Raw genomic sequence first — 14,821 nt, forward strand, 5'->3', positions numbered from 1 at the left:
ACACGGTCATGACAGCGGGAAAACGCCCCGGCGGCAAAGTTCAAAGGAAACTTTGCGGGTCGATATCGAGCTGCACATGCACGCTGCCGCGCTCTTTCGGGCCATTGGCCAGAAGCGTGCGGAGAAAAGACTGCATGTCGGAATTGCGCCGCCCGTGTACGAGGAGGCGGAAACGGTGGCGGCCGCGGATGAGCGCGAGCGGGGCTTCCGCCGGCCCGAGCAGCATGATGCCGGTAATCTGTGGGGCTGCGGCCCTCAAGCCCCGGGCATGGGTTTCCGCTTCCCCGCGCGTATCGGCGGAAACGATGATCGAGGCAAGCCGTCCGAAGGGCGGCAGAACGGCTTTTTCCCGCTCCACGATTTCCCTTTCGTAGAAGGCCGATGCATCGCCCGAAACGATGGCCTGCATGACGGGGTGCTGCGGCTGATAGGTCTGCAACAGGCCATGACTCTTCAACCCCGTGCGCCCGGCGCGCCCCGTCACCTGCGAGAGCAGCTGAAACGTTCGCTCCGCCGCACGCGGATCGCCATTGGCAAGGCCGAGATCGGCATCGACGATGCCCACCAGCGTCATCAGCGGAAAATTATGTCCCTTGGCGACGAGCTGCGTGCCGATGACGATATCCGCCTCACCCTTGACGATCGCCTCCAGCTCCAGCCGCAGGCGCTTGACGCCCATGAGATCGGAGGAGAGGACGATGGTGCGGGCTTCCGGGAAATGTTTCTCCACCTCTTCGGCGATGCGCTCCACACCCGGCCCGCAGGCCACCAGATGATCGAAGGTGCCGCATTCCGGGCAATGGTCAGGCGTCGGCTCGTTGTGGCCGCACTGGTGGCACTGCAATTGATTGCGGAACCGGTGCTCCACCAGCCAGCTGGAACATTGCGGGCACTGGAAACGGTGGCCGCAGACCCGGCAGAGGGTGAGCGGCGCATAACCGCGGCGATTGAGGAAAAGAAGCGCCTGCTCGCCCTTCTCGATGGTCTTGCCGATGCCGCGCAGCAGGACGGGCGAAAGAAACCCTCCCCGTTCCGGCGGATGGCGGCGCATATCGACAAGATGCAGATCCGGCATAGCCGCATCGCCGAAACGCGTGTGCAGATGAATGGTGTTGTAACGCCCCGAACTGCCGTTGACCTGACTTTCCACGGAGGGTGTGGCAGACACCAGCACGACAGGAAATTCTGCTATCCGCGCTCTCACGACCGCCATGTCGCGGGCATTATAAAAGACGCGGTCTTCCTGCTTGTAGGCGGGGTCGTGCTCCTCATCGACGATGATAAGACCGAGATTGTCGAAGGGCAGGAAAAGTGCCGAACGCGCGCCGGCCACCACCTTCACCTCACCCGTCACCGCCTGCCGCCAGACCTTTTCCCGCATGCGCGGTGACAGGTCCGAATGCCATTCCGCCGGTTTCGCACCGAAACGATCCTGAAAACGTTCAAGGAAGGCCGCGGTCAGTGCAATTTCTGGCAGCAGGATGAGAACCTGCCTGCCCTGACGGAGCGTCTCCGCCACCGCCTCGAAATAGACCTCGGTTTTGCCAGAACCTGTGACGCCGTCGATCAGCGAAACATGAAAGCCACCCTTGCGCACATCCTCGAGTATCTCCGAAGCGGCCTGTTTCTGCGGGCCTTCCAGACGCGGCTCGACATAGTCAGGATCGGGTTCGGCCACGACAGGCGGCGCCGGCAGAAACACCGTCTCGAACACGCCCTGCTTGACAAGCCCATCGATCACGCTGGTTGAAACGCCGGCGGCATGGGCAAGCCCGCTCTTTGTCCAGCCATGCCCCTCTGCCGCCAGTTCCATCACCCGCTCGCGGGCGGGGGTAAGGCGCTCCGGCCGGCCTTCGGTCAGCCGCAGCCCCTCGATCATCGGCTCGGGATCGAAGGCGGCAGGTGCTCTGAGCGCCATGCGGGCCACGAGGCCGGGCGGAGACAGCGTATAGGCGGCGACCCAGTCAATGAAGCGGCGCATTTCCGCCTTCAGCGGCGGGCACTCGAAACTTTTGGTGATAGGCCGCAGCTTCTTCGGATCGACGCTCTTTTCTCCGGCATCGTCCCACACCACGCCAAAGACCTGCCGGGGGCCAAGCGGCACCTGCACGACGGAGCCGGTCTCCACCACCATATCCTCGGGCACCGAATAGCTGTAGGGCCCGGGCGCCGGCATGGGCACGAGAACGGGCACCGTGCGCGTGGGCGACGGCGGGTCGAAAAGAGCCCCAAACAGATCGGACGAATCTTTTGCCATGATGTGGCGACCATGCCTCGACGACAGGAAAAAGGAAACCGCCCGGATGTAGTGGGCGCGCCTTGCAAAGTCCACCTCTTAACCAAATGCTGACCATAAGCGCATAGTTTCGAAGCATGGAATGGAGCGCCCCGTGACCGAAATCCTGACATTCGCCCAAGCCGATCTTCTTGACGAGCGCCAATCCTGGCTCGCCGCCCTCGCCGGCGAACGCCGGCTTTCGGACAATACTGTCGAGGCTTATGAGCGCGATACCCGGCAGTTTCTGACATTCCTGACCGGTTACATCGGCAAACCGGCCTCCATCACCGATATTGCCGATCTGCGTCCGGTCGATCTTCGCGCCTTTCTGGCCAATCGGCGCAAGGAAGGTGCCGGCCCGCGGTCGCTCGGGCGACATCTGGCCGGCCTGCGCTCCCTGCTGCACCACCTGCAGAAAAAGGGTCTCGTTAACGCAGCCGGCGCCACCGCCATGCGCGCGCCCAAACAGCCGAAATCGCTACCGAAACCGCTGACCGACCGGCAGGCGCTGAAAATTACCACGAGCGAAGCGCAACTGAACGACGAACCATGGATCGCCGCGCGCAATGCCGCAGTCCTTTCGCTGCTTTATGGCTGCGGCCTTCGCATTTCCGAGGCGCTCGGTCTTACCCCCGCCGATTTTCCACCCGGCGCCCGCAGCCTGCGCATTACCGGCAAAGGCAACAAGACGCGGATTGTGCCCCTGCTGGCGGTGGTGACGGAAGCCGTCGATACCTACAGGAAGCTTTGCCCCTATGCCCTCTCGGCGGATGAGCCAATGTTCCTCGGCGCTCGCGGCGGCAAGCTGCAGCCCGCCATCATCCAGAGGGAAATGCAGAAACTGCGCGGCGCTTTCGGCCTGCCGGAAAACGCTACGCCGCATGCGCTGCGCCACTCCTTCGCCACGCACCTTCTCGCCGGCGGCGGCGACCTGCGCACCATTCAGGAACTGCTTGGCCATGCCAGCCTCTCCACCACACAGGTCTATACCGGGGTCGACACCGCGAGACTGCTGGAAATCTACGACAACGCCCATCCGCGCGCATGAAGCAGGAAATGGTTAACCATAATCATTAACCAGACATCCAAGCCGCCGTTCTATAAGCGAACGACAACCGGATTGGACCGATGCACAGCCTGATAAAACCGCAAAACCTCACCGCCACCCTGATGGGCAAGACCGGCGACGCCCTGCTGTGGCTGCTTGCCGCCCTGCATGTTACCGCCGTCGCAATCCTGCTCATGACCTTGCTTTCGCTGGGGCAAGCGGAAGCCGCGCAGCAGCAGATCACCTGCACCGGCAGCGACATTCTCGTGGAAATGCGCAAGACCGATCCGCAGACCTTCGCAAAGATCGAGCAGGAAGCGGCGGCGATCCCGAACGGCAAGGGCAATTTCTGGCGCATCGAAAAGGCCGGAACGCCCACATCCTATCTTCTCGGCACCATGCATGTCACCGATCCGCGTGTTCTGGAAATGCCTGCCGCCGCCAGCCCCGCCTTTGAAAAAGCCGCGACGGTAATCGTGGAATCGGACGAAATCGTCGACGACAAGAAGGTCGCGGCCTCGCTGCTGAGCAAGCCCGAACTCACCATGTTTCTGGATGGCAAATCGATCACCGACGTCCTGTCGCCGGAAAATGTCGCGCGTCTGGAAAAGGGTCTCAAGGAACGCGGCATTCCGCTGAACGCCGTTTCGCGCATGAAGCCGTGGATGCTTTCGAGCTTCGTCGCCCTTCCCGCCTGTGAATTCGCCCGCAAGGCCACCGGCCTCTCCTTTCTCGACAAGAAGCTGGCCGAAGATGCCATCGCGGACGGAAAACACCTTGTCGGGCTGGAGACCATGGTGGAGCAGCTGACGGCCATGTCCGAGCTGCCGATGGAATTTCATCTTCAGGCGCTGATCGAAACGCTCGAACTGGGCGACCGCATGGATGACATCATGACAACCATGACCGATCTCTATGTCGCCGGCGATATTGGCATGACCATGCCCATGCTGAAAAGCCTGGACACCAAGAAGGCGGCGGCTGAAAACGAACAGGGCTATGCCGCCTTCGAGCAGCGCATCATCACCGACCGCAACCATGTCATGGCGGAACGGGCGGCCCCCGAGCTTGCCAGGGGCAATGTTTTCATGGCCGTCGGCGCACTGCATCTGCCGGGCGAGGAAGGCCTTGTCGAACTGCTGCGCGCGGAAGGCTTTACCCTCACGCGGGTCGATTGACCCGCTCACTCCCGATGCTGACTGGACGGACATTGGCGCAGAACGGCCGCATCGTCGCCGGCACGATCCGACGGTGAAACGGTCCGACGACAAAAAGATAGAGCCGCCCAAACAGGTTCTTGCGCCTGACGATGGTGGTGATACTCACCATCTGGCGGCTCCCCTTCTCTTCGAGATCGACGACGATCCGGAAATCGAGATGGCGGTCATCGAAACCCAGCACAGTCCGCTGGGGCGTGGAGGACAGGACTGGAAAACCGCCCGCCGACGTCCCAGCTACCATTTCGACCGTTCTTAAACCGAAAAGCGCCACCACGCGGTTTCGAAGCGCCATGAGGCTGCGGATCCATGCCGGAGGATGATCGAGAAGGAGCCTGCTGACATCGAGTGAGGACGGCTCCGGCGTCACCATCTCTCCCTGATAGCGATCCCGCCAGTCGGCGCCCGGCAATATGTCTTCGATATCCTGCATTCCCGAACCCCGGCCGCACCATGCGGCAAGGGTAACCTTCCTCTTTTTCCGAGGAACCGGAAACGCGACAAACCGCCGCTTAGCCGTGCGTCATGCGCTTCAGGACATTGGTGCGCCAGTAGAACTGGTGAACCAGAACAGCGACGACGTGGCCGGCGATCAACACCCACATCAGCGCCTTGAAGGGACCGGAATGCAGCTGCCCGGCCGGCTGAGCGCCGAAGTAATAAGCGGCAATACCGGACAGGGGCAGGACGAGGAACAGGGCATAAAAGGTGAAATGCGCCACCTTCGCCGCAATCTGAAACGGCCTCGGTTCTTCGGCGGGATGCGGCGGCACGCCCTGGAAGAAGCGTAGACAGAGGCGCAGCACCGCGAGCAACAGAATGGTGAAGCCGACATAGGCGTGAATATTGGCCGAAGATACCTGTTCCGGCGTCAGTGTTTCGCCCCGCCGCATCAGTCGGTAGGCATGTTCCATCCCATCGGGAAACAACAGGTTGAAGAAGATCAGAAGCGCCATCGCCCAATGAATGATGCGCTGCGGAACAGTGAAGGAAACTTGACTTGGAAACGCCATTTTATTGCCTTTTATCAAAAGGTTAGACAGGCTGTGGCGCGAGTATGGAAAACCCCGGCCTGCATGGCAAGCCGGGGTTTGGCAGATGACTGAAATTTAATATTGGAGCAGCGGGCTCCAACACCGATTACATGTGGATCGGCTTGAAGAAGGTCGCGAGCGCCGCTTCCTTCACGGCTTCCGACATGGTGGGATGCGCATGGCACGTACGGCCGAGATCTTCCGAAGAGCCGCCGAATTCCATCAGCACGGTGATTTCGTGGATCATTTCGCCAGCGCCGAAGCCGACGATGTGGCCGCCGAGAACCCGGTCGGTTTCCTTGTCGGCAAGGATCTTCACGAAACCATCCGTCACCTGCATGGCGCGGGCGCGGCCATTGGCGGTGAAGGGGAACTTGCCGACCTTGTAGGCGACGCCAGCGGCCTTCAGCTCTTCCTCGGTCTTGCCGACGGAAGCGATTTCAGGCTGCGTATAGACCACGGCCGGAATGACGTCGTAATTTACATGGCCGCGCTGGCCGGCGAGGATTTCCGCGAGAGCGACGCCCTCGTCTTCCGCCTTGTGCGCCAGCATCGGGCCCTTCACCACGTCGCCGATCGCATAGATGCCGTCGACATTGGTCTTGTAGTGACCGTCGATTTCGACGCGGCCGCGGCTGTCCAGCACGACACCGGCTTCCGCAAGGCCGAGACCTTCGGTGTAGGGCTTGCGGCCGGTGGAGATCAGCACGACGTTTGCTTCCAGCGTCTCGGCAGCGCCGCCCTTGACCGGCTCGAACACCACCTTTGCACCGGCAGCGGTCTTTTCAACGGCCGTCACCTTCGCGCCGAGCTTGAAATCGAGACCCTGCTTGGCGAGCAGGCGCTGGGCCTGCTTGGAAACTTCGCCATCCATGCCGCCGAGAATATTGTCGAGATATTCAACGACGGTAACCTTGGCGCCGAGACGCGACCAGACCGAACCGAGCTCGAGGCCGATGACGCCGCCGCCGACGACGATCAGCTTTTCCGGAACCTTGGAAAGAGCGATCGCACCGGTGGAGGAGACGATGACGCTTTCATCGATATCGACCTGAACGCCCGGAATGCCGGCAACATCAGAACCCGTGGCGATGACGATGTTCTTCGCTTCGATCTCCTGCGTCTCCCCCTTGTCGTTGGTGACGGAAACCTTGCCGGCGGAAACCACCTTGCCGGTGCCCTGGAAGGCATCGATCTTGTTCTTCTTGAACAGGAAGGACACGCCGTCAACATTGGCCTTCACCACGCCGTCCTTGTGACCCATCATCTTTTCAAGGTTCAGCTTCGGCGCGGCGACTTCGATGCCAAGCGTATCGACACCATGGGCAACATGGGCAAAGGTTTCGGACGCGTGCAGCAGCGCCTTGGACGGGATGCAGCCGACATTGAGGCAGGTGCCGCCATAGGTCGCGCGCTTTTCGATGACAGCGACCTTGAGGCCCAGCTGTGCCGCCTTGACCGCGCAAACATAACCGCCGGGGCCCGTGCCGATTACAACTACATCATATGCCATGTTCGTTTTCCTGATTGATGTCGGGCAAGATACCGGATCATTGCCCTGCTTGCGTTTGACCTGAAATTCAGGCCGCTTTTTCCGTTGCGAGTTTTATACCGAGTGCAATGAAGACCACGCCGCTGGTGCGGTCGATCCATTGGCTGGCGCGCTGAAACGCGGCCCGCATGCGCGGCGTCGTCATGAACAGGCTGACGCCGACGAACCACAGGATAAGGCAGCTCGCCATGACGAAGCCGTATCCGAACTTGATGGCGACCGGCGTGTGAGCATGAACCACCGTCGAAAAGATCGACAGGAAGAAAAACACCGGCTTGGGGTTGAGTGCATTGGCGGCAAAACCGAGCGTGAAAGCCTTAAGCGCCGTCTGGCGGCTTTTCGCCTGAACGCCTTCACCTTCAGCGGCGGGCAATTCGGTCTTGCCGGCGCGCAGCGCCTTGATGCCGATATAGATCAGATAGGCGACGCCCAGCCATTTGACGATGTTGAAGAGATAGATCGACTGGGAGATGATGAGGCCAAGTCCAAGGATCGTATAGGTGACGTGGAACATCAGCGACGTCCCCACCCCGAAGCTGGTGATGATGGCCTGTTTGCGACCATGCACCATGGCCTGGCGCATGACCATCGCGAGATCCGCGCCGGGCGAGACGATCGCAAAGGAGAAGATCGCCATCAGGGATGCAAGTTCGATGAGATATTGATGCATAGGCTCGACCTCAGATCAGCGCGACAAGCATGAGGACCAGACCGCCAAGGGACACGACCCACGCGATCGACCGCACATAGGGCACGCCTGCCAGATAAAGCGGGATGTAGACGATGCGCGCCATGGTCCATATCCAGCCGCCCGTCAGCCCCCAGCCGGAAGCGTCACCGGCGATCGCAAGAGCGAGAGTGAGACCGACGAAAGCCGGATAGGTCTCGCGAAAATTATCCGAGGCGCGCTGCGCACGTCCAGCAAACACCCCTTTGAGGTCCTGCCGCGTATCGCGCGCGCCCGCATTCCAGGCAAGGCCGAGTTCCCGCGTGGCGGACATGGCCTGAAGGCAGATATGCAGGAGAAGAAGAATGACGCTGAGCGCCAGCAGGAACACGAAAGGTCCATTCCCGCCGGCCAGGTTTTCCATCCCTCTTCTCCCCTGTTTCAGTCTTAGAGATCGAGAACCAGACGTTCCGGATCTTCCAGGCTTTCCTTAACGCGAACGAGGAAGGTCACTGCTTCCTTGCCGTCAACGATACGGTGATCGTAGGAGAGCGCAAGATACATCATCGGACGGATGACGACCTGACCGCCGATGGCGACCGGACGCTCCTGGATCTTGTGCATGCCGAGAATGCCCGACTGCGGCGCGTTGAGGATCGGCGAAGACATCAGCGAACCGTAGACACCGCCATTGGTGATGGTGAAGGTGCCACCCTGCATGTCGGCCATGCCGAGCGAACCGTCACGCGCTGCCTTGGCAAGACGGCCGAGTTCCTTTTCGACACCGGCGATGGAGAGCTGGTCGGCATCGCGGATGACCGGAACGACGAGACCCTTGTCGGTGCCGACAGCCATGCCGACATGACAATAGTTCTTGTAGATGATGTCCGTGCCGTCGATTTCAGCGTTGACGGCGGGCAGTTCCTTCAGCGCGTGGGTCACGGCCTTGGTGAAGAAGCCCATGAAGCCGAGCTTGACGCCGTGCTTCTTCTCGAACACGTCCTTGTAACGGTTGCGCAGGTCCATGACCGCGCTCATGTCCACCTCGTTATAGGTGGTGAGCATGGCGGCGGTGTTCTGTGCGTCCTTCAGGCGACGGGCGATCGTCTGGCGCAGGCGGGTCATCTTGACGCGCTCTTCGCGAACAGCATCCTGCTCCGCGGAAACCGGGCGGGGGGCAGCAGCCGGAGCCGGAGCGGCGGCCGGTGCCGAAACGCCCTTGGCGACAGCGGCGAGAACGTCACCCTTCAGAACCTGACCGCGCTTGCCCGAACCGTCGACCTGATCGGCGGACAGGTTGTTTTCAGCAAGCAGCTTGCCGGCGGCAGGTGCGGGCGGCATGGAGCCGGTTGCCGGTGCGGCAACGGCGGCAGGCGCCGGTGCGGCAGCTGCAGCAGGCTTTGCCGGTTCGGCAGCCGGTGCGGAGGTTGCAGCGCCGGCAGCACCTTCGGCGATCTGGCCGAGAAGCGCGTCGAGACCGACAGTTTCGCCGTTCTGCGCAACGATTTCGGTGAGAACGCCGGATGCAGGCGCCGGGACTTCGACGGTAACCTTGTCGGTTTCCAGTTCAACGAGAGGTTCGTCGGCCTTGACGGTATCGCCGACCTTCTTGAACCAGGTGCCGACGGTCGCTTCGCTGACGGATTCGCCGAGGGTTGGTACGCGGATTTCAGTGGCCATGATCTAGTTCCGTTATTCAGGTGTCTTTTTTGCGGGGCGATGCGGGAGAGTTCTCACTCTCCCAGCGCGTCTTCCAGGAACGCAGCAAGCTGCGCCAGGTGCTTGGACATCAGGCCGGTCGCCGGAGAGGCGGCAGCCGGACGGCCCGTGTAACGGACCTTCTGGTACTTGGCGTCGATATGCGCCAGAACCCATTCCAGGTAAGGATCGATGAACGACCACGCACCCATGTTCTTCGGCTCTTCCTGGCACCAGACCATTTCCGCATTGCGGAAGCGCGACAGCTCGTTGATGAGCGCCTTGGCCGGGAACGGGTAAAGCTGTTCGATACGCAGCAGGTAGATATCGTCGATACCGCGCTTTTCGCGTTCCTCGAGCAGATCGTAATAGACCTTGCCCGTGCACATGACGACGCGGCGGATCTTCGAATCCTTCTGCAGCTTGATCGGGCCGTCCTTGATGACTTCAGCATCGTCCCACAGGAGACGGTGGAAGGAAGACTCGCCTGCAAGCTCGGCCAGCGAAGAGGTGGCGCGCTTGTGACGCAGCAGCGACTTCGGCGTCATCAGGATCAGCGGCTTGCGGAAGTCGCGCTTCACCTGGCGGCGCAGGATGTGGAAGTAGTTGGCCGGCGTCGTGCAGTTGGCAACCTGCATGTTGTCTTCGGCGCACATCTGCAGCCAGCGCTCCAGACGGGCGGACGAATGTTCCGGGCCCTGACCTTCGTAACCATGCGGCAGAAGGCAGACGAGACCGGACATGCGCAGCCACTTGCGTTCACCCGAAGAGATGAACTGATCGAACACCACCTGCGCGCCGTTGGCGAAGTCGCCGAACTGGGCTTCCCAAAGGGTCAGCGCATTCGGACGGGCCAGCGAGTAGCCATATTCGAAACCGAGAACGGCTTCTTCCGAAAGCATCGAGTTGATGACTTCGTAACGGGCCTGCGTCGGCGAAAGGTTGGCGAGCGGAATATAACGCTCTTCGGTCTCCTGATCGTAGAGGACCGAGTGACGCTGCGAGAAGGTGCCGCGTTCGCAATCCTGACCGGAAAGACGAATCTTGTGGCCGTCAGCAACGAGCGAACCGAACGCAAGCGCTTCCGCCATTGCCCAGTCGATGCCTTCGCCCGTCTCGACCATCTGCGAGCGGTTTTCCATGAAGCGCTGGATCGTGCGGTGGGCGCTGAAACCTTCCGGAATGGTCGACAGCTTCTTGCCGATTTCCTTGAGCTGCTTCATCGGCACGCCGGTCTTGCCGCGACGCTGCTCATCGGCATTGTCGGCGGCGCGCAGACCCGACCACTGGCCGTCCAGCCAGTCGGCCTTGTTCGGCTTGTAGGACTGGCCTGCCTCGAATTCCTGCTCGAGATGGGCGCGCCAGTCGGCCTTCATCTTCTCGAATTCGCCTTCGTTCATCAGGCCTTCCGCGATCAGGCGGTCGGCATAGATGCGCGCGACTGTCTTGTGGCCACGGATAACCTTGTACATTTTCGGCTGCGTGAACGCCGGCTCGTCGCCTTCGTTATGGCCGAAGCGGCGGTAGCAGAACATGTCGATGACGACAGGCTTGTGGAACTTCATGCGGTATTCGGTCGCAACCTTGGCCGCATAGGTGACCGCTTCCGGATCGTCGCCGTTGACGTGGAAGATCGGCGCTTCGATCATCTTGGCGACGTCGGACGGATAGGGCGACGAACGCGAGAAGGCCGGGTTCGTCGTGAAGCCGATCTGGTTGTTGATGATGAAGTGCATGGTACCGGCAACGCGGTGGCCGCGCAGACCGGAAAGGCCGAGAATTTCCGCAACAACGCCCTGACCCGCAAAAGCGGCATCGCCGTGCAGCAGGAGCGGCAGCACCTTGGCGCGCTCGGACAGCGGAATGATGTCGCCGTCCCACACCTTGGCCAGCTGGTCCTGCTTGGCGCGGGCCTTGCCCATGACAACGGGATTGACGATTTCAAGGTGCGACGGGTTCGCCGTCAGCGACAGGTGAACCTTGTTGCCGTCGAATTCGCGGTCGGAGGACGCACCGAGGTGGTACTTCACGTCGCCCGAACCTTCGACATCGTCAGGCTTGAACGAACCGCCCTTGAACTCGTGGAACACGGCGCGGTGCGGCTTGCCCATGACGTTGGTCAGAACGTTCAGGCGGCCACGGTGGGCCATGCCGAGAACGACTTCTTCCAGGCCTTCCTGCCCGCCGCGCTTGATGATCTGCTCGAGCGCCGGGATCAGCGATTCACCGCCATCGAGGCCGAAACGCTTGGTGCCCTTGAAACGCACGTCGAGGAACTGCTCGTAGCCTTCGGCTTCGACCAGCTTGGACAGAATGGCCTTCTTGCCTTCCGCCGTGAAGGCGACGCCCTTATCCGGACCTTCGATGCGCTCCTGAATCCAGCCTTTTTCTTCCGGGCTGGACATGTGCATGAATTCAACACCGATGGTGGAGCAGTAGGTGCGCTCCAGAATATCGATCATTTCACGCACGGTCGCATATTCGAGGCCGAGCACGTTATCGATGAAAATCTTGCGGTCGTAATCGCTTTCCTCGAAGCCGTAGGACTTCGGCGAAAGCTCGTTATAGTCCTCAACGGCAACGGCAATGCCGAGCGGGTCGAGCTTGGCATGCAGGTGGCCGCGCATGCGGTAGGCGCGGATCATCATGATGGCGCGAACGCTGTCACGGGTCGCCTGCAGCACTTCGGCTTCGCTGACCGGCTTGCCGGTATCGGCGCTCTTGGCCTCAGCCTTCGCCTGAACCTTTTTCTCGATGGCCTTTTCGACCGTGGCCCAGTTGCCATCGAGTGCGGAAACCAGTTCGCCATTCGCCGGGATCGGCCAGTTGGCGCGCTTCCAGGAGGCGCCCTTGGCCGCCTTCTTCACATCTTCCGGGTTATCGGACAGTGCCTTGAAGAAGCTCTGCCACTCCGGCGACACGGAAGAGGGGTCCTCTTCGTACCGGGCATAGAGCTGCTCGATATAGGCTGCATTCGCGCCGTCCAGAAACGACGTGATCTGAAACTGCTCGTTCGCTTCTTGCCTTGCCATTGTGTTCTTGCGGACTTGTCCGTCCGCCTCCTCGATGCCGTTAGGGCCGTTCGCCGGCCTGCCGCTTTGATTATTGCTGTCTGCCGCCGGGGCGGTATGCCGTTCTGTCTGTCGTTCCTTGCGGCATCGGGCAGCGTGGCATTGAAGCCACGCCGCCCGTTACCGATGTCATGTGGTCTCAGCCCTTGAGGACTTCAACCAGCGTCTTGCCGAGGCGCGCCGGGGAAGGCGACACCTTGATGCCGGCCGCTTCCATGGCTGCGATCTTGGACTCTGCGTCACCCTTGCCGCCGGAAACGACAGCGCCGGCGTGGCCCATGGTGCGGCCCTTCGGAGCCGTACGGCCCGCGATGAAGCCGGCCATCGGCTTCTTGCGGCCCTTCTTGGCTTCGTCGATCAGGAACTGCGCCGCATCTTCTTCAGCCGAGCCGCCGATTTCGCCGATCATGATGATCGACTGCGTGGCTTCGTCAGCGAGGAACATTTCCAGCACGTCGATGAACTCGGTGCCCTTGACCGGGTCGCCGCCGATGCCGACAGCCGTCGTCTGGCCGAGGCCTTCGTTGGATGTCTGGAACACGGCTTCATAGGTGAGCGTGCCCGAACGCGAAACGATACCGACCGAACCCTTGCGGAAGATGGAGCCCGGCATGATGCCGATCTTGCATTCTTCCGGCGTCAGGATACCCGGGCAGTTCGGGCCGAGCAGGCGCGACTTGGAGCGGTCGAGGCGAGCCTTGACGCGAACCATGTCCATGACCGGGATACCTTCGGTGATGCAGGTGATGAACGGAATTTCCGCGTCGATGGCTTCGATGATGGCGTCTGCTGCACCTGCCGGCGGAACGTAGATCACGGATGCGTCTGCACCGGTCTTTTCCTTGGCTTCGGCAACCGTTGCGAAGATCGGCAGGCTTTCACCCTTGGAGCCGGTCCAGGTTTCGCCGCCCTTCTTCGGGTGAATACCGCCGACCATCTGCGTGCCGTAATAGGCAAGCGCCTGTTCGGTGTGGAAGGTGCCGGTCTTGCCGGTCAGACCCTGAACAAGGATCTTCGTGTCTTTATTAACAAGAATAGACATTATTTCCGGTCCCTCAATTAGCCGTTGATCGCCGCGACGATCTTCTTGGCTGCGTCGTCCAGATCGTCAGCAGCCGTAATCGCAAGGCCAGATTCGTTGAGAAGCTTCTTGCCAAGTTCGACGTTGGTGCCTTCGAGGCGAACAACGAGCGGAACCTGCAAACCGACTTCCTTCACCGCGGCAATCACGCCTTCGGCGATGACGTCGCACTTCATGATGCCGCCGAAGATGTTGACGAGGATACCCTCGACCTTCGGGTCGGCCGTGATGATCTTGAAGGCTGCCGCAACCTTCTCCTTGCCGGCGCCGCCGCCGACGTCGCAGAAGTTAGCCGGCTCTTTGCCGTAAAGCTTGATGATGTCCATCGTCGCCATGGCAAGACCTGCACCATTGACCATGCAGCCGATGTTGCCGTCGAGCGCCACGTAAGCGAGGTCCCACTTGGATGCTTCGATTTCCTTGGCGTCTTCTTCGGTCTCGTCGCGCAGCGCCTTGACATCGTCATGGCGGAACAGCGCGTTGCCGTCGAAGGACATCTTGGCGTCGAGAACGCGCAGATGGCCATTTTCCATGACGATCAGCGGGTTAACCTCGAGGAGAGCCATGTCCTTCTCGTTGAAGGCCTTGTAGAGGATCGGGAAGAGCGACTTTGCGTCTTCGGCTGCAGCACCCTCAAGCTCGAGAGCCTTGGAGATTGCGGCAACGTCAGCCTCGCTCACACCCTTTTCCGGGTTGATGGCAATGGTGTGGATTTTCTCGGGCGTGTCGTGGGCGACAGCTTCGATGTCCATGCCGCCTTCCGTGGAAACCACGAAAGCAACCTGACCGACTGAACGATCAACCAGCAGCGAGCAGTAAAGTTCGCGGGCAATGTCGGCACCGTCTTCGATGTAGAGACGGTTGACCTGCTTGCCGGCTTCACCGGTCTGCGCCGTTACCAGCGTGTTGCCGAGCATGTCCTTGGCGTGGGAAACGACTTCGTCGATGGACTTCGCCAGACGAACGCCGCCCTTGGCGTCCGGGCCGAGTTCCTTGAACTTGCCCTTGCCGCGGCCGCCAGCGTGGATCTGGCTCTTGACGACGTAAAGCGGGCCGGGAAGCTGCTTGGCGGCAGCTTCAGCTTCTTCGACCTTGAGAATGGCGACGCCTTCAGCAACCGGCGCGCCGTAGCCCTTCAGAAGAGCCTTGGCCTGATATTCGTGAATATTCATGGA

The 14,821-nt window shown here is 61.0% G+C and carries 12 protein-coding genes; 2 read left to right on the forward strand and 10 right to left on the reverse strand.

Annotation, left to right across the window (positions count from 1 at the left end):
• Nucleotides 1–40 precede the first annotated feature (40 nt).
• On the reverse strand, nt 41–2,257 hold the full coding sequence (locus O3W47_RS14950; RefSeq protein WP_269314052.1) for a primosomal protein N': 2,217 nt from the start codon (nt 2,255–2,257) through the stop codon (nt 41–43).
• Between the two features lie 121 nt (nt 2,258–2,378).
• Between O3W47_RS14950 and O3W47_RS14955 the strand changes: the two genes are divergently transcribed.
• Nucleotides 2,379–3,326, forward strand: coding sequence for a tyrosine recombinase XerC (locus O3W47_RS14955; RefSeq protein ID WP_127756562.1), 948 nt, complete (start codon nt 2,379–2,381; stop codon nt 3,324–3,326).
• 80 nt (nt 3,327–3,406) lie between these two features.
• A complete protein-coding gene (locus O3W47_RS14960; RefSeq protein WP_127756561.1) occupies nt 3,407–4,504 on the forward strand; it encodes a TraB/GumN family protein in 1,098 nt (365 codons plus the stop codon).
• On the opposite strand, the gene O3W47_RS14965 is transcribed toward O3W47_RS14960, so the two are convergent.
• The 9 genes from O3W47_RS14965 to sucC form a co-directional block, all read right to left on the reverse strand.
• Nucleotides 4,488–4,976 (reverse strand): DUF2867 domain-containing protein, encoded by a 489-nt coding sequence (locus tag O3W47_RS14965; protein ID WP_127756560.1) that lies wholly within the window; start codon nt 4,974–4,976, stop codon nt 4,488–4,490. The two genes, O3W47_RS14960 and O3W47_RS14965, sit on opposite strands and share 17 nt — an antisense overlap.
• 79 nt (nt 4,977–5,055) lie before the next feature.
• Nucleotides 5,056–5,556, reverse strand: coding sequence for a cytochrome b (locus O3W47_RS14970; protein WP_078052379.1), 501 nt, complete (start codon nt 5,554–5,556; stop codon nt 5,056–5,058).
• Between the two features lie 127 nt (nt 5,557–5,683).
• Nucleotides 5,684–7,090, reverse strand: coding sequence for a dihydrolipoyl dehydrogenase (lpdA, locus tag O3W47_RS14975; protein WP_137452658.1), 1,407 nt, complete (start codon nt 7,088–7,090; stop codon nt 5,684–5,686).
• A gap of 67 nt (nt 7,091–7,157) precedes the next feature.
• Nucleotides 7,158–7,799 (reverse strand): LysE family translocator, encoded by a 642-nt coding sequence (locus tag O3W47_RS14980; protein ID WP_137452657.1) that lies wholly within the window; start codon nt 7,797–7,799, stop codon nt 7,158–7,160.
• 10 nt (nt 7,800–7,809) lie between these two features.
• Entirely contained in the window at nt 7,810–8,220 is a 411-nt protein-coding gene (locus tag O3W47_RS14985; RefSeq protein WP_003523517.1) for an MAPEG family protein, read from the reverse strand.
• Between the two features lie 23 nt (nt 8,221–8,243).
• Nucleotides 8,244–9,476: a 2-oxoglutarate dehydrogenase complex dihydrolipoyllysine-residue succinyltransferase gene (odhB, locus tag O3W47_RS14990; protein ID WP_035263525.1), complete on the reverse strand. Its 1,233-nt coding sequence runs from the start codon at nt 9,474–9,476 to the stop codon at nt 8,244–8,246.
• A gap of 53 nt (nt 9,477–9,529) precedes the next feature.
• Entirely contained in the window at nt 9,530–12,526 is a 2,997-nt protein-coding gene (locus O3W47_RS14995) for a 2-oxoglutarate dehydrogenase E1 component (RefSeq protein ID WP_080815669.1), read from the reverse strand.
• A gap of 178 nt (nt 12,527–12,704) precedes the next feature.
• Nucleotides 12,705–13,607 (reverse strand): succinate--CoA ligase subunit alpha, encoded by a 903-nt coding sequence (gene sucD / locus O3W47_RS15000; protein ID WP_127756557.1) that lies wholly within the window; start codon nt 13,605–13,607, stop codon nt 12,705–12,707.
• A gap of 17 nt (nt 13,608–13,624) precedes the next feature.
• Complete coding sequence (gene sucC, locus O3W47_RS15005) at nt 13,625–14,818, reverse strand: ADP-forming succinate--CoA ligase subunit beta (RefSeq protein WP_127756556.1); 1,194 nt, start codon at nt 14,816–14,818, stop codon at nt 13,625–13,627.
• Nucleotides 14,819–14,821: the final 3 nt, after the last annotated feature.

Source organism: Agrobacterium sp. LMR679, from assembly GCF_027157905.1.
Classification (GTDB): domain Bacteria; phylum Pseudomonadota; class Alphaproteobacteria; order Rhizobiales; family Rhizobiaceae; genus Agrobacterium; species Agrobacterium leguminum.